At 63.0% G+C, this 26,364-nt stretch carries 25 protein-coding genes and 8 pseudogenes; 17 read left to right on the top strand and 16 right to left on the bottom strand.

Annotated features, from left to right (window positions below):
- From C8D03_RS15120 to C8D03_RS26825, 3 genes and pseudogenes are all read right to left on the bottom strand, one after another.
- Entirely contained in the window at positions 1-1,137 is a 1,137-nt protein-coding gene (locus C8D03_RS15120) for an ABC transporter permease (RefSeq protein ID WP_108047341.1), read from the bottom strand.
- Positions 1,134-2,303, bottom strand: a complete 1,170-nt coding sequence (locus tag C8D03_RS15115; RefSeq protein WP_108047339.1) for an efflux RND transporter periplasmic adaptor subunit — start codon at positions 2,301-2,303, stop codon at positions 1,134-1,136. The genes C8D03_RS15120 and C8D03_RS15115 overlap by 4 nt, the downstream gene beginning before the upstream one ends.
- A 129-nt stretch (positions 2,304-2,432) precedes the next feature.
- Positions 2,433-2,940: pseudogene (locus C8D03_RS26825) on the bottom strand (DUF2478 domain-containing protein).
- Between the two features lie 148 nt (positions 2,941-3,088).
- On the opposite strand from C8D03_RS26825, the gene C8D03_RS26820 reads away from it, so the two are divergent.
- Positions 3,089-3,265 carry a hypothetical protein gene (locus C8D03_RS26820; protein ID WP_248308484.1) on the top strand — a complete coding sequence of 59 codons (177 nt, stop codon included), beginning with the start codon at positions 3,089-3,091 and terminating at the stop codon, positions 3,263-3,265.
- A gap of 44 nt (positions 3,266-3,309) precedes the next feature.
- Here C8D03_RS26820 and C8D03_RS27150 read toward each other — a convergent pair.
- A pseudogene (locus C8D03_RS27150) lies at positions 3,310-3,546 on the bottom strand (carbonic anhydrase); the annotation flags it as partial.
- Between the two features lie 272 nt (positions 3,547-3,818).
- Here C8D03_RS27150 and C8D03_RS15090 point away from each other — a divergent pair.
- A complete protein-coding gene (locus tag C8D03_RS15090) occupies positions 3,819-6,011 on the top strand; it encodes a methyl-accepting chemotaxis protein (protein ID WP_108047331.1) in 2,193 nt (730 codons plus the stop codon).
- A 131-nt stretch (positions 6,012-6,142) separates the two neighbouring features.
- Here C8D03_RS15090 and C8D03_RS26810 read toward each other — a convergent pair.
- Positions 6,143-6,366 (bottom strand): annotated as a pseudogene (locus tag C8D03_RS26810) (helix-turn-helix domain-containing protein); the annotation flags it as partial.
- A 255-nt stretch (positions 6,367-6,621) separates the two neighbouring features.
- Here C8D03_RS26810 and C8D03_RS15080 point away from each other — a divergent pair.
- The 7 genes and pseudogenes from C8D03_RS15080 to C8D03_RS15050 all read left to right on the top strand — a co-directional run.
- Complete coding sequence (locus C8D03_RS15080) at positions 6,622-7,623, top strand: permease (RefSeq protein ID WP_108047327.1); 1,002 nt, start codon at positions 6,622-6,624, stop codon at positions 7,621-7,623.
- A gap of 16 nt (positions 7,624-7,639) precedes the next feature.
- The gene (locus C8D03_RS15075; RefSeq protein WP_108047325.1) at positions 7,640-7,867 is read left to right on the top strand and encodes a thioredoxin family protein; all 228 of its coding nucleotides are present in this window, start codon (positions 7,640-7,642) and stop codon (positions 7,865-7,867) included.
- Between the two features lie 148 nt (positions 7,868-8,015).
- Positions 8,016-8,267, top strand: coding sequence for a hypothetical protein (locus C8D03_RS27055; RefSeq protein ID WP_348981703.1), 252 nt, complete (start codon positions 8,016-8,018; stop codon positions 8,265-8,267).
- Positions 8,268-8,382: 115 nt separating this feature from the next.
- Positions 8,383-8,547 (top strand): annotated as a pseudogene (locus C8D03_RS15065) (helix-turn-helix domain-containing protein); the annotation flags it as partial.
- A gap of 113 nt (positions 8,548-8,660) precedes the next feature.
- Positions 8,661-10,160 carry an IS21 family transposase gene (gene istA, locus C8D03_RS15060; protein WP_108047323.1) on the top strand — a complete coding sequence of 500 codons (1,500 nt, stop codon included), beginning with the start codon at positions 8,661-8,663 and terminating at the stop codon, positions 10,158-10,160.
- The gene (gene istB / locus C8D03_RS15055; RefSeq protein ID WP_108047321.1) at positions 10,157-11,020 is read left to right on the top strand and encodes an IS21-like element helper ATPase IstB; all 864 of its coding nucleotides are present in this window, start codon (positions 10,157-10,159) and stop codon (positions 11,018-11,020) included. The genes istA and istB overlap by 4 nt, the downstream gene beginning before the upstream one ends.
- A gap of 137 nt (positions 11,021-11,157) precedes the next feature.
- Positions 11,158-11,874, top strand: a pseudogene (locus tag C8D03_RS15050) (integrase core domain-containing protein); the annotation flags it as partial.
- A 40-nt stretch (positions 11,875-11,914) separates the two neighbouring features.
- Here C8D03_RS15050 and C8D03_RS15045 read toward each other — a convergent pair.
- Positions 11,915-12,466 (bottom strand): annotated as a pseudogene (locus C8D03_RS15045) (IS110 family RNA-guided transposase); the annotation flags it as partial.
- Positions 12,467-12,849: 383 nt separating this feature from the next.
- Between C8D03_RS15045 and C8D03_RS15040 the strand changes: the two are divergent.
- Genes C8D03_RS15040 through C8D03_RS15030 form a run of 3 tightly spaced genes read left to right on the top strand, consistent with a single transcriptional unit; the run spans position 12,850 to position 15,229 of the window.
- Complete coding sequence (locus C8D03_RS15040) at positions 12,850-14,154, top strand: TadE/TadG family type IV pilus assembly protein (protein ID WP_108047320.1); 1,305 nt, start codon at positions 12,850-12,852, stop codon at positions 14,152-14,154.
- A gap of 11 nt (positions 14,155-14,165) precedes the next feature.
- Entirely contained in the window at positions 14,166-14,459 is a 294-nt protein-coding gene (locus C8D03_RS15035; protein ID WP_108047318.1) for a PilZ domain-containing protein, read from the top strand.
- A 38-nt stretch (positions 14,460-14,497) separates the two neighbouring features.
- Entirely contained in the window at positions 14,498-15,229 is a 732-nt protein-coding gene (locus C8D03_RS15030; protein WP_108047316.1) for an EAL domain-containing protein, read from the top strand.
- 50 nt (positions 15,230-15,279) lie between these two features.
- Here the strand turns inward: C8D03_RS15030 and C8D03_RS15025 are convergent, their stop codons facing one another.
- Entirely contained in the window at positions 15,280-15,717 is a 438-nt protein-coding gene (locus C8D03_RS15025) for a response regulator (RefSeq protein ID WP_210203925.1), read from the bottom strand.
- A 145-nt stretch (positions 15,718-15,862) separates the two neighbouring features.
- Between C8D03_RS15025 and C8D03_RS15020 the strand changes: the two genes are divergently transcribed.
- Positions 15,863-18,544 carry an ATP-binding protein gene (locus tag C8D03_RS15020; RefSeq protein WP_181300995.1) on the top strand — a complete coding sequence of 894 codons (2,682 nt, stop codon included), beginning with the start codon at positions 15,863-15,865 and terminating at the stop codon, positions 18,542-18,544.
- Between the two features lie 225 nt (positions 18,545-18,769).
- Here C8D03_RS15020 and C8D03_RS26805 read toward each other — a convergent pair.
- A pseudogene (locus C8D03_RS26805) lies at positions 18,770-18,940 on the bottom strand (OB-fold nucleic acid binding domain-containing protein); the annotation flags it as partial.
- 150 nt (positions 18,941-19,090) lie between these two features.
- Between C8D03_RS26805 and C8D03_RS15010 the strand changes: the two are divergent.
- Positions 19,091-19,365: pseudogene (locus tag C8D03_RS15010) on the top strand (transposase); the annotation flags it as partial.
- Between the two features lie 16 nt (positions 19,366-19,381).
- Here C8D03_RS15010 and C8D03_RS15005 read toward each other — a convergent pair.
- Both C8D03_RS15005 and C8D03_RS15000 read right to left on the bottom strand, forming a co-directional pair.
- Complete coding sequence (locus C8D03_RS15005) at positions 19,382-19,651, bottom strand: DUF6894 family protein (protein ID WP_108047312.1); 270 nt, start codon at positions 19,649-19,651, stop codon at positions 19,382-19,384.
- 129 nt (positions 19,652-19,780) lie between these two features.
- Complete coding sequence (locus C8D03_RS15000) at positions 19,781-20,290, bottom strand: YciE/YciF ferroxidase family protein (RefSeq protein WP_108047310.1); 510 nt, start codon at positions 20,288-20,290, stop codon at positions 19,781-19,783.
- A 152-nt stretch (positions 20,291-20,442) separates the two neighbouring features.
- Here C8D03_RS15000 and C8D03_RS14995 point away from each other — a divergent pair, with 152 nt between their 5' ends.
- Together C8D03_RS14995 and C8D03_RS14990 are read left to right on the top strand one after the other, a co-directional pair.
- Entirely contained in the window at positions 20,443-20,742 is a 300-nt protein-coding gene (locus C8D03_RS14995; protein WP_108047308.1) for a PepSY domain-containing protein, read from the top strand.
- 36 nt (positions 20,743-20,778) lie between these two features.
- A complete protein-coding gene (locus tag C8D03_RS14990) occupies positions 20,779-21,345 on the top strand; it encodes a general stress protein (protein ID WP_108051674.1) in 567 nt (188 codons plus the stop codon).
- A gap of 1,103 nt (positions 21,346-22,448) precedes the next feature.
- Here the strand turns inward: C8D03_RS14990 and C8D03_RS26190 are convergent.
- Together C8D03_RS26190 and C8D03_RS14985 are read right to left on the bottom strand one after the other, a co-directional pair.
- Positions 22,449-22,721, bottom strand: coding sequence for a hypothetical protein (locus tag C8D03_RS26190; RefSeq protein WP_146170183.1), 273 nt, complete (start codon positions 22,719-22,721; stop codon positions 22,449-22,451).
- A gap of 64 nt (positions 22,722-22,785) precedes the next feature.
- Positions 22,786-23,211, bottom strand: coding sequence for a DUF1236 domain-containing protein (locus C8D03_RS14985; protein WP_108047306.1), 426 nt, complete (start codon positions 23,209-23,211; stop codon positions 22,786-22,788).
- A gap of 235 nt (positions 23,212-23,446) precedes the next feature.
- Here C8D03_RS14985 and C8D03_RS14980 point away from each other — a divergent pair, with 235 nt between their 5' ends.
- Positions 23,447-23,794, top strand: a complete 348-nt coding sequence (locus C8D03_RS14980) for a hypothetical protein (RefSeq protein ID WP_146170182.1) — start codon at positions 23,447-23,449, stop codon at positions 23,792-23,794.
- 666 nt (positions 23,795-24,460) lie between these two features.
- On the opposite strand, the gene C8D03_RS26185 is transcribed toward C8D03_RS14980, so the two are convergent.
- The 4 genes from C8D03_RS26185 to mscL form a co-directional block, all read right to left on the bottom strand.
- Positions 24,461-24,721, bottom strand: coding sequence for a hypothetical protein (locus tag C8D03_RS26185; RefSeq protein ID WP_146170181.1), 261 nt, complete (start codon positions 24,719-24,721; stop codon positions 24,461-24,463).
- Between the two features lie 126 nt (positions 24,722-24,847).
- The gene (locus C8D03_RS26800; protein ID WP_248308482.1) at positions 24,848-25,201 is read right to left on the bottom strand and encodes a hypothetical protein; all 354 of its coding nucleotides are present in this window, start codon (positions 25,199-25,201) and stop codon (positions 24,848-24,850) included.
- 27 nt (positions 25,202-25,228) lie between these two features.
- Positions 25,229-25,654, bottom strand: coding sequence for a class I SAM-dependent methyltransferase (locus tag C8D03_RS26795; protein WP_248308481.1), 426 nt, complete (start codon positions 25,652-25,654; stop codon positions 25,229-25,231).
- 41 nt (positions 25,655-25,695) lie between these two features.
- A complete protein-coding gene (gene mscL / locus C8D03_RS14970) occupies positions 25,696-26,145 on the bottom strand; it encodes a large conductance mechanosensitive channel protein MscL (protein ID WP_108051672.1) in 450 nt (149 codons plus the stop codon).
- Between the last annotated feature and the right edge of the window lie 219 nt (positions 26,146-26,364).

Here is a 26,364-nt window from a genome sequence, read left to right as displayed (position 1 = left end):
TCAACCTCCGAGCGCCGAGGCAGGATCGATCTTCAGCGCCGAGCGCACCCCGAAGATGCTGGCGACCAGGCAGACTATGATAATGATGCCGAGCAGGATCGCCGTGTCGGAGGTCTCCAGCACCACGCGCCGCGGGAAATAGTCCTTGGCCAGGCGGATCAAGGCCGCGCCGATCGCAAAGCCCATCAGGCCCATCGCCAGCGCCTGCTGGAGGATCAGCGCGACGATGACGCGGTCGGGCGCGCCGATGAGCTTGAGCGTCGCGATCGCCTTCTTCTTGTCCATGGTCATCGTGTAGACGATTAGCCCGATCACCACCGTCGAGACGACCAGTAGGATCACCGCGAACAGGCCTAGCTGCCGCCGTGCGCGCTCGATCACCGAGCGCGTCAGGATCTCCTCCTGCTGGGCGGCCGTCATGGCCGTAAGATGCTTCCAGCGCGCGATCGAACCGATGACGCCCTCGGGCAAGGCGTTGGGCCGCATGCGCACGATGATGGCGCTGACCAGGTCGCTCGAACCACCGGCCGGCGCGTCACGGGCCGTCTCCCGCCTGACCGCCGATGGATCGAATAGCCACTGGACGATCTGGGCGTCGCGCAATGTCATCATCAGGACGGGATCTCCTCCCGAGCTGGTGGCGTTCGCGGTCAGGCCGACGACGGTGAAATCGTCGCGCCCGATGCGGATGCGTTCGCCGAGCGCCAGCCCCGCCTTGCGATCGGCCACCACTTCCGAACGCGACCTCAGGATGGCACGGCCTTCATCGATCGCTACCTCGCTGCCGGGCCGCCCAATTTGGGCTCCGACGATGAAGACGCGCAGGTTCGTGCCGCGATAGGGGATTTCGACGGTCTGGTAGACGACCGCGCCAGCAGCCGCCACGCCGGCATGGACGGCGACGGCGTCGCGCGTGTCCCGCGGCAGGCGCGAGCTCTCGGCGAAGGGCCCTCTCTTCCCCGCTTCGACCACCCAGGCATCGGCCCCGGCGCTGCGGGCCAGGCCGAGCGCCTCGGCGACGAGCCCGCGATAGATCCCGACCATCCCCATGACGACGCCCAGCAGCAGGCTGAGGCCGACGCAGGTCAGGATGAACCGTCCGAGCCCGTGTTGGACATCGCGCCAGGCGAGGTTCATCGGGGGCTCTCGGAGGCCACCGCCCTGCGCCCGACGGTCAAGCCGTCCGTCGGCACAGAGACTACCGCGCGCGCATCGGCGGGCAGGCCCTCGACGATCAGCGCGCGGCCGTCGAGCAGCCGATCTCCGAGCGAAACGAGACGCCGGTTGAGCTTGCCGTCCTCGAGCGTCCAGATCGTGCCCGCACGACCATCGAAGCCGCTCACCGCACGCAGCGGCACGAACAGGCCCTCCGGGACGATCCGCTTGATGATCTCGATCTCGGCCTGCTCGCCGAGATAGCGGCTCTGACGCTCCGGCTCACAGGTCACGCAGCGCACATAGACCCTGCGCTCCTCGGTGACCCGGTCGTTCTCCTGATCGATCCGGACGATCTGCGCCTCGACGACGGTGTTCATCTCCGAGCGCAGCCGGACCAGCGCCTTCTGCCCGACTGCGAGACCGCCGGACATGGCCTCGTCGATGAAGGCACGCACCCAGACCGAGTTCGGTTCGATGATCGTGAAGATGACTTCGCCTACGCCCGCAATGGCGCCGGCCTCCTTCAGGCGCGAGAGGATGCGTGCGCGATAAGGCGCCACCAGACGGTGCTGGTCGAGCAGAACCTGTTCGATCGTCAGCGCCGCGGCGACGTCGTCACGGGCCGCCTCGGCCACCCGGACCTCTGCCTTGGCGACGGCGAGATCGGCCTGCGCGAGCGTCGCGTTGGTCTGGGCTTCGTCGGCCTGCTCGCGCGAGACGCTACCGCGATCGACGAGCGACTGGCGACGCTGGTTCACCAGCACCCGCTGCTGGAGGTTCGCCTCCGACCGCTGCAACAGCGCCTGCGCCTTGGCGAGAGCCGCCTGCGCCTGCAGCTTCGCCACCTCAGCCTTGGCGACACGGGCGCGCTGCGAACTGTCCTCAAGGGTGGCCAGCACGGTGCCCGCCGGGACGATCTCGCCCTGGTCGGCGGCAAGCTGCACGATCCTGCCCGCGACCTGGAAGCCGATCCGGGACAGAACCTGCGCCTCGACGCTGCCCAGCCCGAAGACCCGGATTTCGACATCACGCTCGACCCGAGCGATGTCGACGGTGACGGGGCTCAGCTTGCGGACATAGACGATGCCGGCCACCGCCATCGCGACGAGGATCAGAACGGCCGACAGCGCGATGCGCTTGGACATGGACAGATCCGATCTTGGAAGGGCGCGACGATCCGCAAGCTCTAGTCTTGCCAGCTTTCATCACCGCGGCCTCACCTGCATTGCGCAGCGTCAATGACCGGTCGGACAGCTGCACTTTGGTTTCGATTGTCAGTGACGCGTCGAGATCGCCAGAAGCGGCTGGATCGCAGGCTCCCGCGCCTCGTCCGAGCCGAGTCCGAAGCCGAGGGCGTCATACAAGCTGGGTCCATCGGCGGTCAGTTGATCAGGGTCGACCTCTCGCGCCATTGCGCCGGCGAAGAGGCGCCAGTTCTCGACGTTGCGCCAGGGTACGGCGATCAGCAGCGGCATGCCGGCCTCCATTGCTTCGGCGATCAGGGGCGGAAGCCCGCGCCCTCCACTTCGGTCTTGCCAAACTTGTTCAGAATGACGAGGTCCGGCCCGTGTCGAGCGCCGCGCGCACGATCTGCATCGCGCCCTGCAGTTGACCGACGTCCAGAGCACAGCCGCGCGCCAGCCGACCGCGATCTTGTGAAATACCGATCAGCTCGCCGCTCGCGAGTTCCTCGAGGACCGTGTCGCAGCGCGACCGTCCCGGCCGGACCGTGTTGTGCTCGACCAACCCGGCAAGCCTGAAGCCCCACTCGATCAAGGTCATCGCGACGTCGCGGAAGGCGCGGTCCGCTGCATCGCTGTCGGTATAGATTTGGGCCGTGATGGTGATGATGTCCGACATCGGGGGTGCTCTTGTCTCGGGTTCAGCCATGACCGGGAGGGTGGAGACCGGTCGCCCTGCAGCAGGGCGAATGCGAGTGCTCGACCTCGGCGAGGTTTGCGAAGCCGTCCAGAGCCTGGGGCCTCAGCGCGCTCACGGCCTCGACGGGATGAAGGACGCGATTGTCGATCGAGGGCAGCGCGTCGCGTTGCTCGATCGACGACAAATGCGGGCCGAGGTCGCGCAGCAGGCCTCCTCGATCGCATAGAACCAGCCATGGAGGTTCAGCTCCTGGCCGCGCGCCCATGCATTCTCGACGATCGGTGTCTGTGCGACCCGGCGGACCTGCATCTCGACGTTGATCTTGCACATCCGATCAAGACGGCATGCCTCGTCCGGCCTGCGAGCGAACGTCTCGCGGTGCTTGCGGTGCAGGATCGAGATCGGCTGGAGCCAGTGGTCCAGCATCGCACCGCGTTCCGTCACCAGCGCTCGCTGGACGCCGCCGCAGCCGAAGTGGCCGCAGACGATGATGTGCTCGACCCTCAATTGCCCGTACGCGTCACGGCAGGGTTCCGGCCGTGTCGCATCAACGACATCCGGGTAGCGGCCCGCGCTAAACGCTTGGGCGCGTGAATGTGGTCGTCAGCGATGGCCAAAATGCCTTGGATAGCCGCCACTAAAAAGGTGTGCCCGTACCCGCGCAAAAGCCGCCCATGCGCGCCCCGCGCGTGCCTAGAAAACGAGCATATCATCACGCTGCGTAAGCATTTTTAACCCTCTTATCGTAATTGATCGCGCTACGATCTAGGGAGAAAAAAATGCCGAGACTTCAGTCGTTGGGCGCCAAGGCGGCGGGCCTGGTCGTGGCGTTGTGCGTGGCTTGCTGCGCCGTGCTCCTGGTGCTGTCGCATTTCGCGCTCAGGGCCGATGCCGATCTCGACATGTCGAAGGACGCTCTGGCGACGCGCGGTCGCGCTCAGGACGTGCTGGCCAAGATCGGCCACCGGGTCGATACCTACGCTTCGATCTACGCGACGCACCCCGAGGTCGTGTCGGCCGTGCAGAGCGCCGACAAGGCCAGGTTGCGCGAGACCTTCGTGCGGCTCTTCGCCCAGATCAAGCAACTCGACCCTGTCATTGGCACGCTTGAAGTGACCGATGCGAAGGGCGTCGTCATCATGCGGGGTCACAACCCCAACAGCGCCGGCGACGACAAGAGCAAGGAGCCGTTGGTCCGTCGAGCGATCGGAGGGCAGCCGGCCAGCGGCCTTTCGGTCTCGCCCTCGTCGGGGGAAGTGGCGACCGAATCGGTCCAGCCGATCAATCTCGGCGGGCAGCGCATCGGCACGCTGAAACTCGGTTCGCGCTTCCGCGCCGATACGGCGGCCGAGATCAAGCGGTTGACCGGTGCCGAGGCAGTGCTGATCTACAAGGGCAAGGTCAATGCCGCGACGCTGCCCGACCTGACATCCTTAGCCATCCCCGACGGGGCCCTGGCGGCGGACGCCACCGCCACGGTGAACCTGAGCGGGCGCGCATTCGAGGTGTCGGGCCTGTCGCTTCCCATCGAAGGCGCCGCCGCCCTCACCGTCGTGACCTTGTCCGATCGCGGGCCAAGATTTGCGGCCCTGGTCGCCTTCGAGCTCAGTCTCGCCGGCAAGGCGCTGCTGCTGCTGCTGATTCTGGTGCCGCTGGTGGCGCTGATCTCCCTCCGCAGCGTCCGCTCAATCGAGCAGCTGACCGGCGTGATGAAAGCCCTGACCGCGGGCCGTCTCGATGTCGCCGTGCCGCATCAGGGCCGGAAGGACGAGATCGGGGCGATGGCGGTGGCGATCGGCGTGTTCAGGGAGAACGCCGATCGCGTTCGCGCCCTGGAGGCCGACGAAAGGCTGACCGCGGCCGAACGCAGCGCGCGGGCGGAGGCGATGGTCCAGGTCGTCGCCCAGGTCGGCGCCGTCGTCGAGCGCGCCGCGAGAGGTGATTTCAGCGGCCGCGTCGCGGCCGGCACGGTCGGGCCCGATCTACAGACGCTCGTCGAGAGCGTGAACCTGATCAACCAGGTGGTCGACCGGGCGACGGGCGAATTTGCGACGGTGCTGGACGCGGTGGCCGAGGGCGATCTCACGCATGAGATCGAGACGGCTTATGAAGGCCGGTTGGGCGAGCTGCGGCGCGCGATCAACGGCACCGTTTACAAGCTGGGCGCGACCGTCGCCACGATTCAGGCGACCGCGGCCCAGATTGGCCTGTCGGCGCGCGAGATCACCACTGGCGCCAACGACCTGTCGCAGCGCACCGAACAGCAGGCCGCCTCGCTGGAGGAGACGGCCGCGACGACGGAGCAGCTTGCGGCGTCGGTCAAGCACAGCGCGACGGCCTCGCGTCGCAGCGTAGCGTTAGCGCAGCAGACGACGTCCATCGCCGGCCAAGGCGGCGCGACCGTCGCCGATGCGGTCGACGCCATGGCGCGCATCGAGCAGTCGAGTGGCAAGATCGCCGAGATCACCACGGTCATCGACGGCATTGCCTTTCAGACCAATCTGCTGGCGCTGAACGCGGCCGTCGAGGCGGCGCGGGCCGGCGATGCCGGCAAGGGCTTCGCCGTCGTGGCCTCGGAGGTCCGCACGCTGGCGCAGCGCTCGGGCGAGGCGGCGCGCGACATCAAGCTGCTGATCGCCAGCTCGGGCGCGGAGGTCTCGCAAGGGGTGGCGCTGGTGCGCTCCACCGGCGAGGTCCTGAGCAACATCGTCGCGTCGGCGAACGATCTCTCGGGGCAGATCACGCAGATCGCCGCCGCCACCGGCGAGCAGTCGAACGGCATCGACGCCATGGCGCAGGTCGTGGCGCAGATGGACGAGATGACCCAGCAGAACGCGGCCCTGTCGGAGGAGAGCGCCGCGTCGGCGATGTCCTTGTCCGAGCAGATCGACCGGCTGAACCAGATCGTGGCAGGCTTCAAGACGGTCGATCGGAGGTCAGCGAGGCCGATGCAGGTGAGAGTTGCGGCTTGAGGGTCGCCGAGGAGCGCCCGGGCGTTCAGATCACGCTCTGCAGCATGCGCGTCGACCTGATCGCCGGGGCGGTGCTGAATGGCGAGGTCGATCTTGGCCTCGGCTATTATCTCCTACCCCTTCGAGCGGATGTCCTTCAGCCCGTCGGGGCCAGCTTCGTTGAACCGATGAACCCAGTCGCGCAGCGTCTGGCGATCCATGCCGCGGATCCGCGCGGCTGCTCCCGATCCATGCCGTCGAGAACCGTCGCCAGCGATAGAAGCCGGCGGCTTTGCTTGGCGTGCCGCGACGCGGGGGCAAGCCGGCGCAAATCGAAGGCCGAATAATCCGTTCGAAGCTTCACCGCAGCAGCCATGGCGCGAATCCTCCTCGCCCCCATGGAATCAGCGAAACGAGCCGCCGAAGAGACCCCGTGTGTCAGATCCAGTGGCCGTTGGTATTAGCTCGCGTTTTCTAGCGAGATGCCCCCTTGAGCTACGCAGTGCAGCACCAGCTTTATCACCCTCGCTTCTGAGGTGGGCAGCGGCCTATACTGTACACGGCTTCACCCCTGCCCGAGGGTGGGCGCCCAGAATTTCGTTTTCGCGGCTTAAAATTAGGAAAATGCCGTATGAGCGGATTCTTTGGCTGGCTGAATGACCAATTGTTGCGAATGGAATGGCTGTCGGACTTGGTGGCGTACCTTCTGGCAGCCACAGGACTCGACGTCGCCACACCCGTCGGCGCCAGCCTTCATTTCTTCATCTACGACGTCATCAAGATATTCATCCTGCTGTCGGTGCTAATCTTCGCGATCTCCTGGGTGCAGAGCTACTTCCCGCCGGAGCGAACGCGCCGCATCCTTGGCGGATATTCCGGCATCGGTGCAAACGTCATTGGAGCGCTTCTGGGAACGATCACGCCGTTCTGTTCGTGTTCGTCCATTCCGCTCTTTATAGGTTTCACGGCGGCTGGGCTGCCGCTCGGAGTGACGTTCTCATTCCTGATCTCGTCGCCCCTGGTCGATCTGGCCTCGATGATCCTCATCGCCTCAATTTTCAGTTGGCCGATCGCCCTGACCTATATCGGCGTTGGGCTGGTGCTCGCGGTGGCAGGAGGCACCCTCATCGGCAAGGTCAGAATGGAAAATCAGGTGGAGAGCTTTGTGTACACCGTGCCGGTCAAAGACGGCGAAGCAACCATGTCGCGGGCGGAACGGTTCCGCTACGCTTGGGATCAGGTGACGGAGATCATCCATCGTGTTTGGCCTTATATCCTTTTCGGGGTGGGCGTTGGCGCGTTGATCCATAACTGGATTCCCGAGGCTACGATCACCGCCCTTCTGGGGCAGGACAAGTGGTGGTCCGTTCTGGTAGCGACCGTCGTGGGCATCCCCATGTACGCCGACATTTTTGGAACGTTGCCCATTGCCGAGGCCTTGGTCGGTAAGGGTGTCGGGCTGGGAACGGTTTTGGCCTTCATGATGGCTGTTACAGCGCTTTCGCTGCCTTCGATCATCATGCTCAAACGCGTGATCAAGATGCCGCTTCTGATCCTGTTTCTGGGGATCGTCACAGCAGGCATCCTGATTATCGGATACCTCTTCACCAGCATCACCTATCTGTTCCTTTGAAAGGGAGACAAAGACGATGATCATTAAGATACTAGGCTCCGGCTGCAAGAAATGTGTCGCGTTGAGCGAGAATGCCATGGCCGCGGCCAAGGCAGCAGGAAAAGAAGCTGAGATCGTCAAGGTGACGGATTTTGCACAGATCGCCGGTTATGGCGTGATGTCCACGCCCGGGCTCGTGATTGACGAGAGGCTCGTGTCCTCGGGCAAGGTTCTGACGCCGCAAGAAATCGAGAGGCTCCTGTAATGGAATACAGCGTCACCGCCCACCGGATTGACGCCCAGGGAGTCTAGCCAGAACAAAGGACGCAGAGATTTTTCTCGACACAGATACCGCCGGGAGACGTGACGCGTTCAATCCCGCCGAGCTTTTCCTCGCGGCGATAGCAGCTTGTATGATCAAGGGTATCGAACGCGTAACCCCGATGCTCCATTTCAACCTTCGCGGAATCGAGGTGCGGCTCCATGCGGTCCGCCAGGACTCTCCGCCAAAAATCGTATCGGTCCGCTATGAACTCATCGTCGATACCGACGAAACTGACCAGCGCCTGGCGCTGCTTCATACCAATGTCCGAAAGTATGGAACCGTCTCGAACACCGTTGCCGACGCGACCGAGTTGGACGGCAGCGTCCGTAGAAGTAGTTGAACACACTCCATCCGCAATTTTACCTGCCTCCAACGCCGAACTCTCGACTGTAGGAATGTACGGACTCGCGAGACATCCTTTTTGCATGCCCTGAGGGGCGGAAAGGGGTATCTCGATGAGCAGGTTCAGGCGCGAGGTGCAGCACAAGCTGCGTGTTCTCAGGCACGCTGAGCAGATCGGTGACGTTGGCAAGGCCTGCCGATATTTCGGCGTCGGGCGCACCAGCTTCTACCGCTGGAAGGCGGCCTATCAGCGGGACGGCGAAGCAGGCCTCGTCAACCGCATGTGCACGGCGGTGAGAAAACCATCCAGTGGAGCGCCTGCGTTTGTGCCGGCGCGGGCGGCGTAAAAGTCGGCCATTGGATAGGCTGACCCCTTTCGGGGTTGGCGGGGATGTTCGCTGTGGAGATTTACGCGGCGGTTCGCGATTTCGTTTTCAACCAGGAGAAGAGCCGGCGGGAAGCGGCTCGCGTGTTCGGGCTGAGCCGCGAGACGGTTGCGAAGATGTGCCGGTTCTCGCTGCCGCCGGGCTACACGCGCACGAAGCCGGTCGAGAAGCCGAAGCTGGGTCCGCTTCTGCCGGTGATCGATGCGATCCTGGAGGCGGATCGGACGTCACCGGTGAAGCAGCGTCATACGGCGAAGCGGATCTTCGAGCGCCTTCGTGACGAGCACGGCTTTGCCGGCGGCTACACGGTGGTGAAGGACCATGTGCGGCTCTGCCGGGCGCGGGGCCGGGAGACCTTCGTGCCGCTGGCGCATCCGCCTGGTCACGCTCAGGTGGACTTCGGCGAGGCGATCGCGGTGATCGGCGGGGTGCGGCAGAAGATTCACTTCTTCTGCCTGGACCTGCCGCAGTCGGACGCCTGCTTCGTGAAGGCCTATCCGCGCGAGACGACGGAGGCGTTCCTGGACGGGCACGTCTCGGCCTTCGGCTTCTTTGGCGGCGTCCCGCTGTCGGTGCTCTATGACAACACGCGCATCGCGGTGGCGAAGATCTGCGGCGATGGCCGGCGCGAGCGGACACGGGCGTTCACCGAGCTGGTAAGCCACTATCTGTTCCGGGATCGGTTCGGCCGCCCGGGCAAGGGCAACGACAAGGGCAAGGTCGAGGGGCTGGTGAAGTATGCCCGCTCGAACTTCATGACGCCGATCCCGGTGGCGGCGAGCTTGGCCGAGCTGAACGCGATGTTGGCCGAGCGTTGCCGCCGGCGGCAGGACGAGCGCGCCGGTCGTCACGCGCAGATGATCGGCGACCGTCTCGCTGCCGATTGTGAGGCCCTGCGCCCCTTGCCGGCGGTGCCGCTGGAGCCGTGCGAGAAGCGTGGCGGGCGGGTCTCATCGACGGCGCTGGTCCGTTATCGCTCCAACGACTACTCGGTGCCGACGGCCTATGGCTTCCAGGACGTGATGGTGAAGGGCTTCGTCGAGGAGGTCGTGGTCCTGTGCAGGGGCGAGGAGATCGCCCGGCATCCGCGCAGCTACGGGACCGGCGTGTTCGTCGCCGATCCGCTGCACTATCTGGCGCTGATCGAGGTCAAGCCGAACGCGCTCGACCAGGCGGCGGCGTTGCAGGGCTGGGACCTGCCCGAGACCTTCCAGCACCTTCGCCATCTGCTGGAGGCGCGAATGGGCAATCGCGGCAAGCGCGAGTTCATCCAGGTGCTGCGGCTGATGGAAGCCCTTCCGCGCGAGGTCGTGAGCTTGGCCGTCGGCGAGGCAATCCGGCTCGGTGCGATCGGCTTCGACGCGGTGAAGCTGATCGCGCTGGCGCGTCTGGAACGGCGCCCGGCCCGCCTCGACCTGGCGGCCTATCCGCACTTGCCGAAGACGTCGGTGAAGACGACCTCGGCCGCCGATTATGCCGTGCTCCTGCCAGGAGCGGCAGCATGACGGGCGCGGCGAAGGAGTCGATGCCGGCGGGGACCACCGCGGGAACGCCGCAGATCCTGCTGGCGCACCACCTCAAGCATCTGAAGCTGCCGACCGTGCTGCGCGAATACGACAAGGTGGCGCGGGAATGCGCCCGGGACGGCGTCGATCATCCCCGCTATCTGCTGCGGCTGGTCGAACTCGAACTGATCGACCGGGAACGGCGCATGGTCGAGCGGCGGATCCGGGCGGCGCGCTTCCCGGCGGTGAAGAGCTTCGACACCTTCGACTTCACCGCGATCCCGAGCCTCAACAAGATGCTCGTGCTGGAGCTGGCGCGCTGCGGCTACATCCTGCGCCGGGAGAACATCATCGCGCTCGGCAACAGCGGCACGGGCAAGACCCATGTCGCTCTCGCGCTCGGGCTGGCCGCTTGCCAGAAGGGCTTCTCTGTCGCCTTCGCGACGGCGGCTTCCCTGGTAAATCAGCTCCTCGAGGCCCGCGACGAGAAGCGCCTGCTCCGGCTCCAGCGCGAGTTGCAGGCGGTCAAGCTGCTGATCGTCGACGAGCTTGGTTATGTGCCGCTGTCACCGACCGGCGCCGAGCTCCTGTTCGAGGTCTTCTCGCAGCGCTACGAGCGCGGCTCGACCATCGTCACCTCGAACCTGCCCTTCGAGGACTGGACCTCGGTCCTGGGATCGGAGCGGCTGACTGGCGCGCTGCTTGACCGGCTCACCCACCACGTCAGCATCCTGGCCATGAACGGCGACAGCTACCGCCTCAGGCAATCCGCTGGCCGCCGGCGCGCCACCGCCGCGGCGGAGCAAAACCAGGCCACCCCAGACAACGCCGATCCAGAAACCGGCGAGATCATCCCCTGATCAATCCCGACAGCGGATATGGCGAGGGCCCCGATCGGGGCCCTCGCCATATCCGCCGCTCCCCAACGCCAGTGGCCTGCTTTTACTCCGCCACGATGGCCTGGAATCCGACCGCCGTTGACAACCGCAAAACCGTTCCGAAGAATCCGGCCAACCGGACGGCCCCCGAGATTGTCGAGAAGGTGCTCCATCTTCGGAAGACCTATCATCTCGGACCCATGCGGATCGTCTGGTACCTGGCGCGTTACCACGCCATCGCGATCTCGGATGCCGGCGTCTATCGTATTCTCAAGCGGCACGGCGTGAGCCGCTCACCTGGCGGCACACGGGTCCGCAATATCCACACGAAACGCTACGAACAGAAGGTCCCGGGCCACCAGATCCAGGTTGACGTCAAGTTCCTGAAATTTGTGGGGAGAGATGGCAAGCCCGCCAAGCGATATCAGTATACTGCTATCGATGACGCGACCCGCATCAGGGCGTTGAAGATCTACGATCGTCACACCCAGACCAACGCGATCGCGTTCATCGATCAAGTCATCGAGAAGTTCCCCTTCCGGATCCGCGAAGTTCGGACCGACAACGGCCATGAGTTCCAAGTCAAGTTCCACTGGCATGTCGAGGATCTCGGCATTCGCCACGCCTACATCAAGCCGGCCTCCCCACAGCTGAACGGTAAGGTCGAGCGTTCCCACAGAACCGACGAAGAGGAGTTCTACCAGCTCCTGACCTACACCGACGACATCGATCTCGCAGCCAAACTGGCCGAGTGGGAACACTTCTATAATTTGTCGCGTCCCCATGGCGCTTTCGCTGGAAAGGCGCCTTACGAGGCGCTGCGAGAACGGCTATAAAGAACGCCTCGGATGTCTCACCAGCTCGCCGACATTACACCCGCATGTCCTCGACGAGCTGTCTGATCCGACGGCTGATCGCCACCTCGCCAGCAAGGAGTTGATCCAGTCGAAGTTCGAGCTTGCGCCGTCCCTTCGCCATCACGATCCCGCGCTCCAGAAAGATCGCTCGCAACTGATTGATCAGCGTCGTGCGCTCGCCAACCAGCCGGTCCCGCGCCCGGTGCAGGCTCTGCATGTCGGGTTGCTCGTAGCTCTTGAGATCGACGAAGCGCATCGTCGGGCGGGTTGCTGCTTCCGCGATCGCCTCGGCGTCCCGATCATCATTCTTCTGAGCCTTCACGTACGGACGAACATACTCTGGCGACATCAGCCGCACATCGTGACCCTGCTCGCGAAGCAGGCGGCCAAGATGATGGGCGCCGCAGCATGCTTCCATCGCCATGACGCAGGTCGGCCTTCCTGACGCCAGCTTCAGGATACTGTCGCGTCGCATCCGCCGACGCAGCAGCACCTGCCCCGCGCTGTCGAAACCAACCACGCTGCAAACGTCCTTGCCAAGATCGATTCCCCGAACACTGATCTTATTCATCGGCTCACCTCCGTGCCATGTGCGGCCGACGCAATCTTGCCGAGGGTAAGGGGCGAGCCGTTCCATAAAGCGAACCAAACCACCGTGGACCGAGCCTTTGAGATCGCGCGCACGGGCGCCTCATCGGCACCCGGCCGCTGATGGAGGCGATCAGGGCATGACGCCGGCCCTTTATCGTGGGCTCACCGCGTCAAATGACCAAAAGCAGGCAGCACGTTTTACAGCGACCCTTTGCGGACCTCTAGATATCGGACCGCTCGGGCATCGATGGTTACCGCCGGATGAATTAATACCCAGCCGGGTTATGGATCGCCGCAAGAAATATTTGGAGGTTCAGTGCAATCCTCCCAACAGTCCGACAGAATGTCGGTAGGACGGGCGCAATGAAAATAAGCAGCAAGTGCGGACTCCATGCAGGTAATGGGGCGGCCGAGCGCTTGCGGGCGCGTCGGCTCGGTTGCGAATTCGCCCGGAACGATCGCGGCGGCGTGTTGACCATGTTCGCGATGGCCTTGCCCGCGCTCCTGATGGGGGCGGGTGTCGTGGTCGACTACGGCATCCTCTCTACCCAAAAGACCGTTTTCCAGCTGACCGCCGACTCCGCAGCCCTTGCAGCCGCGAGGGAGTTCCGGCTGGCCAACGCCAGCGCCGCGATCGTCCAGACCGTCGCGGAGAAGTTCGCTACCACAGCGTTGCAAACGGCCAAGCAGACGGGGAAGGTAGCGGCGAGCGTCGATCCCAAGCGGATGTCGGTGACAGTCGAGATCACCAACATCGCCAACACCAACATCATGCACATGTTCGGAAGTAGCGCGGTCGAGGTCGGTGCCAAGGCGACGGCACGCGTCCAGGGCAGCGCCTCGATCTGCGTCATCGGGCTGGAGCTGGACAAGAAGGAAGCGATCTACTTGGAAAAGGACGCCAAGCTGGAGGCTCCGGATTGTGCCGTCTACTCGAACTCGCGCAAGCGCGACGGCCTGAAGGCCATGCAGAATTCGTCGATTAAGGCCCGCTTCATCTGCTCGGCCGGCGGCAGCTACAAGGACAAGTACGACGCCTTCTCGCCGGCGCCGACCCTGGACTGCCCGGTCATCAACGATCCTCTCGCGTCGCGTCCGGCGCCTCCGATGGGAGGCTGTACCGCGACGGATCTCAAGATCACCGCGACGACGACGCTTTATCCGGGCACCTACTGCGGCGGCATCCGTATCTCAAAGACCGCTGTCGTCAACCTCAGTCCGGGCATCTACGCCTTCAAGGATGGCCCACTCGACGTCGCCGAGGGTGCAGCCCTTGTCGGCCAGAACGTGGGCATCTTCCTCAATGGCAAGGGCTCCGTCGTCAGGTTCGACGCCAACACGCGGATCAGCCTGACGGCCCCGAAGGACGGCGCGCTCGCGGGCATCCTGTTTTTTGAGGACCGTAACTCCCCGGTGGACCAGAAGCACGAAATCCTGAGCAACGACGCAAAGGTGCTGCTGGGTACGATCTACATGCCGCGCGGCGAGCTCAATATCGGGGCTAACCAGCCGGTCGCCGCCGAATCCGCGTATACCATCGTCGTCACAAAGCGCTTCACCCTCTCGGCCGGCCCGACCATGGTGCTAAACACCCGATACGGGTCGACCGACATTCCAGTGCCGGCCGGCGTCGGGCCGGGAGCAACCGCTCCGCAACTGACACAGTGACGTCTACAACGATGACGGCTGCCGTCGCTCGCGATATGATCCCTGCCGATCCGACGGCCCGGCGCAGGCACATGCGGCAGCGGCTCGTCTGCCCCGCCTATCTGGAGATCGACGGGCTGCGACCCATCATTTGCATCGTTCGCGACCTGTCGGACGGTGGCGCGCGGCTTCGCGTTCCGCTCGACTTCGATACTGACCGCCCGGTCGCCCTGCACGTTCCGGAACTCGGCTGGAGGCGGCCGGTACGGATCATATGGAACCAACGTCACACCATCGGAGTCGCATTCGAAGCTGCCGCACCATGACTCTTCGAGAAGCTCGACCTCCTTTGGATCCTTGAAAATTGCACCTGCTCTCAAACGCCCACCTCTACTACCAGCCCCAGGTCACTTCGGATGGTAAGACGCTCGTCGGCGTCGAATGCCTTGTGCGGTCCGTCGATGCGGCAGGTAGGGTATCGGGTCCGCAGGCTATTCTCGGTAAAATAGAAGACGACGTGCAGGCTGATGCGGTGGACTGGTGGGTCATCCGCCAAGCCTGCACAGACGGGCTGCGCTGGCCGATGCTGACGATCGCGATCAATATCACCGCCCGGCAGTTTCAGTCTCCAGATTTCGCGGGGCAGTTCTTGGCATTGCTCGCAGAGGTTGGCGTGCCCGCAGGGCAGATCGAGCTGGAACTTCTCGAAAACGGCATCATCGAAAATTTCGAGCGCGCAATCGCGACGATGAATGTCCTGCGGCAAGGCGGCATCCAGATCGCGCTGGACGATTTCGGCACGGGCTATTCAAGCCTCGCTTATCTGCAGAAACTTCCGATCGATAAGCTGAAGCTCGACAAATCCCTGATCGACGGGACTGGCGAACTCAAGGCGGCAGCCATCGTTCAGGCCGTTACCGCCCTGTCGCGAGCGCTGGGGCTGAAAGTTGTGGCGGAGGGCGTCGAAACCGTGGCTCAGCAGCAGTTCCTGCGCGTGGCCGGCTGTCACCTGCTTCAGGGCTATCTATACTCGCCAGCGGTGCCCGCCGCCGAGATCGACGCATTCATCCGCGACGGCTGGCCCTCCAGTCGCTAATCGCCCCGGCAGACGCCCATCAATCCTCATCGGATCAGCGAGCTGACATGTCAGGCTGCAGCTAGGGCACGGTGCGCCCGGACCAAAAAGCGGATTTGGTGACCCAGAAGCCGCCAATTTACAGGCTTGCACATGAAGGAGGTGGCGCCGGCTGCATAGGCCTGGTCGATTGAGACGATATCCTCGCGCCCGGTGATGACCATCAAAGGCAAGTCGTCAAACCGGCGATCTGCGCGAAGCCTGCGGACCATCTCGATGCCGTCCATCCCAGGCATGTCGACATCAATCAGCGCCACGTCAAACCTGGCTTGCTCCAGAAGCGTGAGGCCCTCCTCCGCTGAGCCGACCGTCGTGATCTCAGCGTGGGGCGTCGCCAGGTAGACGGCGCAAAATTCCCGCTGGATCGGATCGTCATCGACCGCGAGGATCGCCACCTGATCGCACAGCACATAACTGAATGGAACGCAGTTTTGGTCTGTCATCGTCATCGCATCACTCCCGAGGCACTGTTCTGGTGCCCAGTCCGATGACCTTTGACGAGAGATGCAAATAAACGGTTCCGCCTCCCTCCAAAAATGGGTGGGGTCGTTTGTGTTTGTGAAAGCATAGGCAGCCTATCGTGGCGTTATGTCGTTGCGTCCTCACCTATCCATCCGCCTCCGGTTGATCCTGCTCGTCGTCGCATCGACCTTGCTGGCAAGCGGGATTCTGGTCGGCGTGTCGGTCTGGCGCGAGACGGAAACCTACGGCCTGTCACGGCGCGATGCGCTCCTGAGCACGGCGCATGCGATCTCGGCAGCAGCGTCCCGCCCCGTCGCCGATAATGATTCCAGCGCCGCCTATGTGGCGATTACCGCGATTAGCCGGATGAAGGGCATCACCTTCGCCGGCATCGAAACCAGAGACGGAAAATCGCTGGCAGATATCGGCGCGACCGAGCAGCTCGCCGGCGACCTCGTCGTCCTGACGCCCGACACGCGCTGGTCCCTGCCAGCGCTGCTGCGGAGCAGGTCGATGGAGGCCGTCGTTCCTATCATCCATGGCGGCACACAGGTCGGCAGCCTTAGGGTCATTGCCAATACGCAGGATCTGCCGGCGGCGATCCGGCACGCAGTGGAGAGCACACTGCTGACGGGCGCGATCGCGACGCTGTTTGCGGTGGCGCTGGCGCTTCGCCTGCAACGGCGGATCACCGGGCCGCTCGGCGCGCTGACGCAGACCATGTCACGTGTGCGCCAGGAGCACGACTACTCGGTGACGCTCAAGGCAGAGTCCCGCGACGAGATCGGCATGCTGGTCAACAGCTTCAATGGGATGATCAGCGACATCCGTGAGCGCGACCGCAGGCTCGCGGACCACCGCGACCGGTTGGAGCGCGAGGTCTCGGACCGGACGGCGGACTATCAGCGCGCGGCGCTTTCGGCCGATAAGGCAAATCAGGCCAAGTCAGATTTCCTGGCCACGATGAGCCACGAGATCAGAACGCCCATGAATGGAATCCTGGTTATGGCGGAGCTTCTTGCCGCCGCCGAACTGCCGAAGCGCGCGCGCCGGCAGGCCGAGGTGATCGCGCGTTCCGGCACCAGCCTGCTCGCGATCATCAACGACATTCTCGACATCTCGAAGATCGAGGCGGGCAAGCTGGAGGTCGAAACCCTCGACATCGACCCCGAGGATTCGGTCGAGGCCGTCCTGCAGCTTTTCAGCGACCGGGCCCGCTCAAAGGCGCTGGATCTCTGCGGAGCGATCGAGACCCCGCCGGGCCTGTGCGTCAGGGCCGATCCGGTCCGCCTCGGTCAGGTGCTCGGCAACCTCGTCAACAATGCGCTGAAATTCACCGAGTCCGGAGGCGTCACCGTCCACGTCGCCCGAGAGAGCAAGGGCCGGCTCAGCTTCTCGGTTCGCGACACCGGGATCGGCATTGCTGCCGAAAAGGTCGACACGATTTTCGAAACCTTTTCGCAGGCCGACCAGTCGACGACGCGAACCCATGGCGGCACGGGTCTCGGTCTGTCGATCGCACGGCAATTGGTCGCAGCGATGGGCGGGACGCTGAGCGTCGAAAGTGAGGTCGGCTGCGGCAGCCGCTTTTTCTTCACGCTTCCGCTTGCGGCTTCGTCAGGCCCGGTGGCTGAGCCTGCCGTCCCCGGCTCCGGCAAGACCGCTGTTATAGCCCTGCATCAGCACCAGACCGCAGCGATGCTGAAGGACTTGCTGGCCGCCGCCGGGTTCGCTGTTCGCCTGCTCGACGGCTCCCCGCCGCAGGGCGTCGCCAAGGCCGATCTCGTCATCGCCTCGCCCGATCGCCTGGCAGCCTTCACGGAGCACGGCAGCGCAATCATCGTCCTGGCCGGCGCCAGCGAGGATGTCGACGGGCTGATCGCGGCCGGCGCCGAGGATGCCCTGCCCTGGCCCGTCCAGCGACGTGACGTCGCTGCTCTTATCCATTCGCTCCAGATGGGCCAATCCTTGGGCCAGCCCGGGCGCCGCGCCGATGCCGCTCATGCCGAGACGGCCACGAGCGTACAATTCCCACAGATGCGGGTCCTCGTCGCCGATGACAGCGAGGTCAACCGCGAGGTTGCCGATGCCGCGCTGCGCCGATTCGGCATTGTCGCGCGCTTCGTTAATGACGGCGTCAAGGCCGTTGCGGCCGCTGAGCGCGAGTCCTTCGATCTCATCCTGATGGATGGCAGCATGCCCGGGCTCGACGGCTTCGACGCCACGCGTGCCATTAGGGCGCGCGAAGCCGAAACCGGTCGGCCGCGTGTCTCGATTGTCGCCCTGACCGCTCATGTCGTCGGTTCGGCCGCCACGGCCTGGCGCGATGCCGGCATGGACGGCGTGGTCTACAAGCCTTTCACGCTGCTCCAGCTCGGCAGCGCGATCGCAACTTTCGCCACGGCCTTGACCGGGCCGGACTCCGCGCTGGCGCCGTCGCCCTCATCACCGGCGGTCGAGGAGGACTATCTCGACGAAGCGGTGCTGCACGACCTGATCGAGATGACCAACGGATCGCTGGAGACAGTCCGCCGGATCACGGACCTCTACCGGGTGACCTCGCTAGAGGAGGTCGAACGCCTGGGCTCGGCGACGCAATCAGGCGACAGCGACCTAATTGCCAAATGTGCCCATGCGCTGAAATCGATGAGCGCCAATCTCGGTGCAGGACGCGTCGCCTCCGCCGCAGCGGAGATGGAGCGCACCGCCCGCAATGGTCGCGCGCCCGTCAGTGACGACGCGTTCCGGAACCTCTACGACATTCTCCAGCAGACGCATTCGCGGCTGAACGAGGCGGTGGCGAAGGCGGCCTGAGAATGAGTGCGTTAATGGGAATAAAGGCTCCGCCATTCGGTCAACCGAAATCCTGACACCTCCGCTACGCCAAGAGTGCACTCTCGGTACTAAAAGAGAAGTTCGGCCGGAAGCAGGAGTTGAAAATCATCTCCGCCAGTTTGAAGGCTATTCGCAGTGCGCTGTAGCCCGCTCGGCGGCGGCTTCCACCCCCACAGATCAACGGCGGACCCTACGGCGCGTCAGCTCGCCGACCTTCGCAAGCTCCCCTGACAGATCTGTCAAGCGCTGCGCAACCAGATGGACGACCTCTCCCTCGCGCTGTATCCGGCCGCGAACGCCGATCATGCCAGCGGCGAGGATGGTCCGGCGGTTGAGCTCGAAGACCTTCGGCCAGATGACGAGGTTAGCATCTCCGTACAGCCGTGCTCCCTACCGGACGCCTTATTCGAGGCAGAGCATAATTGCCGTTGCGGCCGGCTTAGCGGGAGCGGCCAGCGCAGCGGCGGCGCTGAACAAGTTCAGACGGCTGCGCATCCTGCTTAAAGGCAAGGAGCTAGCATCCCAGCCTTGGTGGAGGCTCGCGAGATTGTCGCCGCCTTCCATGCCATGATCAAAGCGAGACGGCCCGAACCCTTGACATCATGGATCGAGCGCGCCTCCCAAAGCCTGGTTGCCTCCTTGGCGAATGGCGTTCGCCGAGACGAGGCCGCAGTGCGAGCCGCTATCATCTCGACTTGGTCAAACGGTCAAACCGAGGGCCAGATCACCCGTCTCAAGCTCGTAAAACGCCAGATGTACGGCGAGGAAAGATCGACTTGCTCCAGGCGCGTCTGATCGGCGCGCTATTGATCTGGCTTAACGAACGCAGGCCGCCGCGCCCTGCTCGAGATCTTCCTCAGTCTTCGCCGTGAAATGCATCTCGGCGGCGTAGATTTCCTTACCGACCTCGTCCTCAACGGACACGGCGAAATTAGCGCGCTTGCCGTTAGGGAGCGTATCCTTGGCCATGTCGGCTAGCGCTATCTGCGCGTCGTCGGTCGCCGCCTTGTCGTGGGGGAATTCGACCGGCTCATCAAAGCGCTCCGGTCCGTCGCCGGCATCCGTCGTAATGGTGTATTTTGGCATATCTGCTGAACCCCTGCCCCCGGATCAAAAACGGAAAAAATAGTTTTCGGTTCCGCGCGCCGGACATGAAGCCGGACATGAAAAGGCCCGCCGAGTGCCGCTCGACGGGCCTTCCCTACGCGGTGATCATCAAGCCGCTTTGGCAACCTTGCTGGTGGCGGTGGAATTCGCCGTTCCGCCCAACTGGGTAAGCAGCTTGTCCGTTTTAGTTTCCTCGGCGAGGGTCTCGTCGAGGAGCTTGACGGCGTCCTTGTGGCCGAGCTGCTGGGCCCAAGCCTTCAGGGTGCCGTAGCGGGCGATCTCATAGTGCTCGACCGCCTGGGCTGAGGCGACCAGGCCGGCGTCAAGGGCGGGACTGTCCTCGTAATCCTCGATGACCGCCTCGCCTTCCTTGAGGATGCCGAGGATGGCATCGCAGGTCTTGGCCCGCGGCGTCTTGCCGATGAGCTCGAACACCTGGCTGAGGCGCTCGATCTGCTCGGCGGTCTCGGCCTTGTGCGTCTCGAAGGCCTTCTTCAACTCGGCAGACTTGGTGGCCTTGGCCATCTTCGGCAGGGCCTTCAGCACCTGCTTCTCCGCGTAATAGACGTCCTTGAGCATGTCGTGGAACATGTCGTCGAGTGCTTTTGACTCTGCCATGGTTTTCTCCCCTTTGGCGTGTCTGGAAGCCCATTCAACCGGGGAGAACCATTCCTGTTCCGCTCACGGGTCCGTGATCTGGGTTGGAACTAACCGGGCAGGAGGCCGTTTTCCTGAGCATCGCGGCTAGTCCGCAACCTCCGGAGACAACCATGAAAAAGCTGATCATCGCTTCCTTGATCGCCACGGCGACCTCCTTCGGCGCCATGGCCCAGACCGCCACCACCTCACCGAAACCCGCACCGACCGCGCCAGCCGACGCCAACGCCCCGCTGCCCGGGGCCAACAGCTTCACTGAGGGCCAAGCCAAGAGTCGCCTGGAGGCCAACGGCTACACCAATGTGATGGATCTGAAGAAGGACGACAACGGCGTTTGGAAGGGCAAGGCGACCAACGCCGGTGCCACGGTCAACGTCTCCGTCGATTACCGCGGCAACATCGTCAAGAACTGACGGATGCCCCTCTCACCACGACCTTTGGAGACCATCATGACCCGCACCATCACCCGTTCCTATGGCGACTACGACACCGCGCGCTCGGTCGTCGAGCGGCTTGAGGAATCCGGAATTTCGAGCAGCAATATCAGCATCGTCGGCCGCGACAGTAAGGCGGGCGAGACTAATGCCGAGGAAGGCGCCGGGATCGGTGCTGGCGTCGGTGGCGCGGCCGGCCTGCTTGCAGGCCTTGGCATGCTGGCCATTCCCGGCGTCGGACCTGTCGTTGCGGCAGGTTGGCTCGCCGCGACTGCGGTGGGTGCGGTTGCCGGTGCAACTGCGGGGGGCTTGGTCGGCTCCTTCATCAAGGAAGGCCACGACGAGGACGAGGCGAACTATTACGCCGAGTCCGTCCGTCGCGGCGGTTCGGTCGTATCCGTCCGTGCGGAGGCCGATCAGGTGCTGAACGTCGAGGCGATTTTGGACGGCGCAATACCGCTCGACCGTACCGAGCGCACGGCTCAGTATCGGAAGGAAGGCTGGTCTCGCTTCGAGGAAAGCGCCGCCCCCTATGATCGGGAGGCAACCACGTCCAGCCGTATGACGCCGCCAGTCGTCTGACCTTCAACGCCTATAGTCACCAAGGCCTCCGGAGAAATCCGGGGCCTTTTTTCTGCTCTCGGCAGCGAAAACGGATCGCGATGCAGAGCCTGTAGATGCTTTGCGCGGCCAGTTGGACGCGGCTCAGCCAGAGTGCAACGCCGAGGCGACGTCCGAATAAAAGAGTTCGCCCCCTCATCTGTGCGTTTCCCGCATGGGAACGCGGCAGGTGGCACCTTCATCAGGACAACGTTCAGATCTTCGGCGTCTGCCGATGGTTGCCTCGATCAAAAGTAAGGGGCGCGCGAGGGACGATACTCCTCCTCGTCGCGTGCTATCTCTTCCCAGCCGGGATCAGGCCCAGCATCGCATGCGCGAACGCTGGAGACCCCGGCGTGAAGAAGCGCGAAGCGACGCGCTGCTGGGCGTGCGCCCTCCACCAGTTGACAGCCGTCGAGGGCCCCCGTCCGCATAGAGCTTGCTGGGCTTGCTTGCAGGAAGCCTACCATGCAGGCTTCCCACCTCAGATACAGCGTGTCAGCCTGCTGCTGGGATAGATAAGCACGCTGATATGCGAAGCCATCGAGAAGCAGGGTGGCGGAGCCATCGCAGGCCAACGCCGAGCCAGAGCGGCACCTCCTGCTCGAAGCGTCTGAAAGCTTGCCGTAGGGCCTGCCTGCCTTGGGGCATGTGCCCATTCCCACCATGTGACTGCAACAAAGCGCGATGATCTCGGCCGACCGAGACCGTCGCAGGGGCAAACTTACCAGTAGCGGTAGTAGCCGAAGTCGCGCGCGCCCCGCCCGTAGGCGCGAGCGTGCGGCGGGGGACCTCCATAATACCGACCGGGCCCATAGCCACGGTTCCAGTGCCGCGCGCCCTTCCAACCCTTGTGGTCTTTGAACTTGTGACCACCCTTTTTGATCTGCTCGATATGGTCTGGCATCTCAACGGCTGTCAGTGCCGCGACCGGCGCGGCTCGTGCGGGGGATGGCGGCATCGAGCCCAGGCCCAGCATTGCCACCGCAACGAGAACGAGCGTTCGCATAGGACTCTCCTGTCGAAACAATGGCTGGAAAAGCAGAGAAGCGGCGGGCGCAACAACTGCCCACCGCCTCATGGTGTCACCCGCAGATACGCGTACGCCGTATGACAACCTCGCCGAACCGGTTGACGCGACGCTTTTCCACCATTCGACAATCATCACGGAAGCGGCTTCGCACGATCCGGCGTTCATACCCGCCTCGACGTTCCTCGTATCCACGCCGCTCCCGATAGCGGGGGCCGTCGTCGTCAGAGCGCTCGATGCGCGTTTCGACCCGAACCTGAGAGTGTGCGGGAGCCGTGATTAGCGCGGTTGCGGCAATGCCCGCAGCCAACAATAGGGTCTTGATCATAGCGTGTCGCTCCTGATTTCATGGAAAAAAGAGCCCGCCCCTGAAAGGGCGGGCTCCTATTTCATCACTCGATGATCTGAACGATCTTGCGCGTCTTGGGCTCAACCAGAACGGTCTGGTCGTTGACCACGGTGTAGCGATATTCGGTCTTGCCATACTTGGCCGGAACCTCGCGATAGGTCACCGTGTCGGGCAACGTCGCGCCGACGACGACCTTCTCGCGGTACGTCACCGAAGGCACCTTCTGTTCCTTCACGTACGTGCGGAACTCGGTGCGGTTCTCGGTTGCGATGCCACCGACGATAGCGCCAGCAGCGGCACCACCGACGCCGCCCACCACGGCCCCGACAGGACCGCCGACGATGGCACCACCGACAGCACCCGTGGCCGCGCCGCTGGCCGCACCACCGGCCGCGCCGGAGTTCGACTGCGCGAAGGCAGTGGCCGGGACGAGAGCGAGGGCAGCGATCAGAGCAATGTTCTTGATCATGGTTCTTCTCCCTTTGGGACGGCCCCCGCCACAGAATAAAACTGCTGATTAGAGCAGGTGTTCCATGAATAAGCGTTCATAATGAGAGGCTTAGCGCAAGTTTTCGAGCGGAGCTTCGCTCAGGTTGTGCCCAACGTGCAAACGCTCACGTTTTACGATTATTTCAGTTGGCGTTGGAATGAGGGAACTTTTCTGCGAAAACAGCGTCTTACTCGATATCAGGCAGGAGGTCGCGATGACTGTGCATTTCGCAGCGCTGGCTATCCCGAGCGCGCTCATTCTCGCCAGTCACGACGAGCTACACACGACCCGGACATACACATGCAAGTTTGAGAGCGATGTTGTCGTGATCCATCATCGCGAGGACACGGGCCGAGCGGATGTTCAAATCGGCGGCGAAGCCCACACGTACGTCTTCGAGAACCAAAAGCTGGTGGCGACGCAAGCCGGGCTACCGACCTATTATTTTCAGTCCGAGTTGAAGCGCTGGAAGCGCCTGAACCACAGCGGCGAAACTGTCGAGACCACCGTATGCAAGACGGGCGTTGCATCCGCCAAAACGACCGGCTCGCACCACGACTGAGCCATCTTCTCTGGAGCCCGCTTCAGTGGCGAATTTCCGGCCACTGCCCCGGCTTCATTGCGCACAATGAGAGCGACTTTACCGGTCCAGTCGGCAAGTGAATGTCTTCGATGTTGCGATAACCGATCAGGCGATGCCCGGAATGACAGGCGTACAAATGGCCTATAGGTGCGGGCTGTCTATCCCCGCCAGCCGATCTTGTTGCCACAGGCTATACAGAATTGCCCCCCGACGTAGACCTGCCTTGGCTCAACAAACCATTCGCTCAGACTGCACTGACGCGATCGATATTTGTTTGCTTGGAGGCTCACGGTCGAAGAGGCGGGCACGATCCAGTGAGACTATGATGGATGTACGTCTCTTACCCGCCGAGCCAAGAGTATACCCACAATCCACCAAACCCGAGCAATGCCAGCCATAACACCATGACTATCCACAATACTGAAGCAAAAGAACCTTCATGAACGGGCGCTGATTGGCCGGTCGAAGCGTCTGCTTCTGCTGGCCTTATATTCTCGCCAGCATCCAGAGGGCGGTGTGATCGATTACTCGATGTCATGTCCTCCTCCCATAAACGACATGAAAAACGTCGCAGCGGAGGAAAGTTTCCACACGTTGGAAAAAATCTAAATTCCGACCCCGCCCTGCGGAAAGGAGGAGAACTTATCAGGAACCACGCGGCCCATTCACCCTTTGACGAGCCTCGGCTTCGATTTCGGGAACGAGCGAGCGGTATTCATCGGCAATTTCGGCCGCGTTTGCAGAATTCGATTTCGACCAATAAGCGGCGGCGTTGCAAGCTAGGTTGTAGGCTTCGCAAAGGTCCAACAGGGGAATGTCTGAAGCGCTCATAAGACGGAGCGCAGCACGACCTTCCGGCCAACAGAGCATCAACCGCGCCAACCCAGCCCTCTGCTCTTGGGTCATGAATGACTCTCCGGCGGACTACAACGCCAGCGTATCACCATTCCTTTCAGCCACCGCCTGAAAATCGGATCAAGGATGGTGGCCCCCCAGCCTGCGCCGCGCGCAGCCCTCCAAATCGAAATCGGTTCAATTGACGCTGGCCTTCAAAGCCCATGCTCTCGCCCTCAGCCGTATTGATCCGTCCTCTTGACGGGGTAATGTCTGATCGAGTTTCTGCCGCAGACGCTCCCGGTGATCCGGCTCAAGACTCATGCAGTAGCCCGGCGCTGGGCCTGCTCCCAGCGTGAACGGCTGCCAGTAGTCGTCGAAGTTCGAGAACACCGTAGGAGCTTCGATCGGCGCATGACCGAGAACATCCAGTCCCGCATCCTTAACCAGGGCTGTTAGCCCTTCCGGGGTGCAGAACGGGAAGCGTCTGCTTTCCATCAGGTCGAGGGCCTTCGGATCGAGTTCAATCGCAGCCCGCCAAAAAGCTCGCATGAACTCGATGCCGCCGCCGGGATAGTCCTAGACATAAAACCCGATCAGTGCACCCGGACGCCCGACGCGCCGCATTTCGCTAAGCGCTTTGGTACGATCTGGCACGAAGTTGAGAACCAACCCGGAGGCGATCACGTCTACGCTTCCCGGCTTTGCTGGTAGGGCTTGGGCGTCCCCTAGTCGAAACTGTATGCGCTCATCCGCGAGCGCCGCCTGCGCGGTCTGGAGAAAGCCCTCAGACGGATCGATGGCGAGCACGCTTTTCGGCGAACACTGAGCGACAATGGCAGCGGAAAGCGCGCCGGTCCCGCACCCCACATCTAGCCAGTCCAAACCGGTAGGTGGGTCGAACCAATCGAGGAACAGCGGCGCAATCTTCCGCCTCCATCGGCCCATGTAGCGGTCGCAACTATCTCCCGCGCTCCAGGCGTCGTGTCGTGCGGTCTCGACCAAGCGTAATCTCCGGCTGAACAGACATGCAATCAGCGATCACGTCAGGATCGTCCGACAAGTTTGGCATTCAACGCTGCCATTTGATCCCTGATTTCGGTCAGCAACTTAACATCTGCCGAAATCTCGGGAGCTTTGGGTACGTCCAATTTGGCGTCCTCGGCCCGCTTCATCTTGTTCATGCCCCGGATAACGATAAACAGCACGAATGCGACGATCGCGAAATTAAGCGCTATTGTAATGAACTGCCCATATCCAAGTACAGCCCCCTGCTTCTTGGCGTCGGCGTAGCTAAGACCGGCCTGCACCTTGGATGAAAGCGGCGCATAATAATTCGAAAAATCCAGTCCTCCCGTCACCGCGCCGATGATGGGCATGATGATGTCGGCCACCAACGAAGCGACGATCGCCCCAAACGCGGCTCCGATGACCACGCCTACCGCTAAATCGACAACGTTACCGCGAAGAGCGAATTTCTTGAATTCCTCGAACATGGCCGTCCTCCCAAGCTGTCGGTGGAGACCCAAGTGCGGCGGGGACTCGTCGCCGTAGCATGCCGAGTTGAGCATGATCAGTCGTGCGGACAAAACTGAGTGTGTCTGACGATCGAACCCAAATTCAGCGATGCGGCACTTTGCGTCAAGATTCTCGCCAACTCTGATTTGTGCCACCTCAGATAGACGGTCGGCCGTCTGATCATCCCGACCTTGCCA

This window comes from Bosea sp. 124 (assembly GCF_003046175.1).
Lineage (GTDB): Bacteria > Pseudomonadota > Alphaproteobacteria > Rhizobiales > Beijerinckiaceae > Allobosea.
Note: the sequence above shows the minus strand (reverse complement) of the source record. Positions and strands in the feature narration are given on the sequence as shown.

What these genes read in the sequence shown, in the direction of transcription:
- C8D03_RS14995 (WP_108047308.1), top strand. Translation starts at nt 20,443, where the DNA reads ATGAAAAAGCTGATCATCGCTTCCTTGATCGCCACGGCGACCTCCTTC.
- C8D03_RS14990 (WP_108051674.1), top strand. Translation starts at nt 20,779, where the DNA reads ATGACCCGCACCATCACCCGTTCCTATGGCGACTACGACACCGCGCGC.
- C8D03_RS26800 (WP_248308482.1), bottom strand. Translation starts at nt 25,201, where the DNA reads ATGCGAGCTTTTTGGCGGGCTGCGATTGAACTCGATCCGAAGGCCCTC.
- C8D03_RS26185 (WP_146170181.1), bottom strand. Translation starts at nt 24,721, where the DNA reads ATGACCCAAGAGCAGAGGGCTGGGTTGGCGCGGTTGATGCTCTGTTGG.
- C8D03_RS15090 (WP_108047331.1), top strand. Translation starts at nt 3,819, where the DNA reads ATGCCGAGACTTCAGTCGTTGGGCGCCAAGGCGGCGGGCCTGGTCGTG.
- mscL (WP_108051672.1), bottom strand. Translation starts at nt 26,145, where the DNA reads ATGTTCGAGGAATTCAAGAAATTCGCTCTTCGCGGTAACGTTGTCGAT.
- C8D03_RS15025 (WP_210203925.1), bottom strand. Translation starts at nt 15,717, where the DNA reads ATGACGATGACAGACCAAAACTGCGTTCCATTCAGTTATGTGCTGTGC.
- C8D03_RS27055 (WP_348981703.1), top strand. Translation starts at nt 8,016, where the DNA reads ATGATCAAGGGTATCGAACGCGTAACCCCGATGCTCCATTTCAACCTT.
- C8D03_RS15080 (WP_108047327.1), top strand. Translation starts at nt 6,622, where the DNA reads ATGAGCGGATTCTTTGGCTGGCTGAATGACCAATTGTTGCGAATGGAA.
- C8D03_RS15035 (WP_108047318.1), top strand. Translation starts at nt 14,166, where the DNA reads ATGACGGCTGCCGTCGCTCGCGATATGATCCCTGCCGATCCGACGGCC.
- C8D03_RS15000 (WP_108047310.1), bottom strand. Translation starts at nt 20,290, where the DNA reads ATGGCAGAGTCAAAAGCACTCGACGACATGTTCCACGACATGCTCAAG.
- C8D03_RS14980 (WP_146170182.1), top strand. Translation starts at nt 23,447, where the DNA reads ATGACTGTGCATTTCGCAGCGCTGGCTATCCCGAGCGCGCTCATTCTC.
- C8D03_RS15120 (WP_108047341.1), bottom strand. Translation starts at nt 1,137, where the DNA reads ATGAACCTCGCCTGGCGCGATGTCCAACACGGGCTCGGACGGTTCATC.
- C8D03_RS26820 (WP_248308484.1), top strand. Translation starts at nt 3,089, where the DNA reads ATGCGAGTGCTCGACCTCGGCGAGGTTTGCGAAGCCGTCCAGAGCCTG.
- C8D03_RS15005 (WP_108047312.1), bottom strand. Translation starts at nt 19,651, where the DNA reads ATGCCAAAATACACCATTACGACGGATGCCGGCGACGGACCGGAGCGC.
- istB (WP_108047321.1), top strand. Translation starts at nt 10,157, where the DNA reads ATGACGGGCGCGGCGAAGGAGTCGATGCCGGCGGGGACCACCGCGGGA.
- C8D03_RS15040 (WP_108047320.1), top strand. Translation starts at nt 12,850, where the DNA reads ATGAAAATAAGCAGCAAGTGCGGACTCCATGCAGGTAATGGGGCGGCC.
- C8D03_RS26190 (WP_146170183.1), bottom strand. Translation starts at nt 22,721, where the DNA reads ATGATCAAGACCCTATTGTTGGCTGCGGGCATTGCCGCAACCGCGCTA.
- C8D03_RS15075 (WP_108047325.1), top strand. Translation starts at nt 7,640, where the DNA reads ATGATCATTAAGATACTAGGCTCCGGCTGCAAGAAATGTGTCGCGTTG.
- istA (WP_108047323.1), top strand. Translation starts at nt 8,661, where the DNA reads ATGTTCGCTGTGGAGATTTACGCGGCGGTTCGCGATTTCGTTTTCAAC.
- C8D03_RS14985 (WP_108047306.1), bottom strand. Translation starts at nt 23,211, where the DNA reads ATGATCAAGAACATTGCTCTGATCGCTGCCCTCGCTCTCGTCCCGGCC.
- C8D03_RS15115 (WP_108047339.1), bottom strand. Translation starts at nt 2,303, where the DNA reads ATGTCCAAGCGCATCGCGCTGTCGGCCGTTCTGATCCTCGTCGCGATG.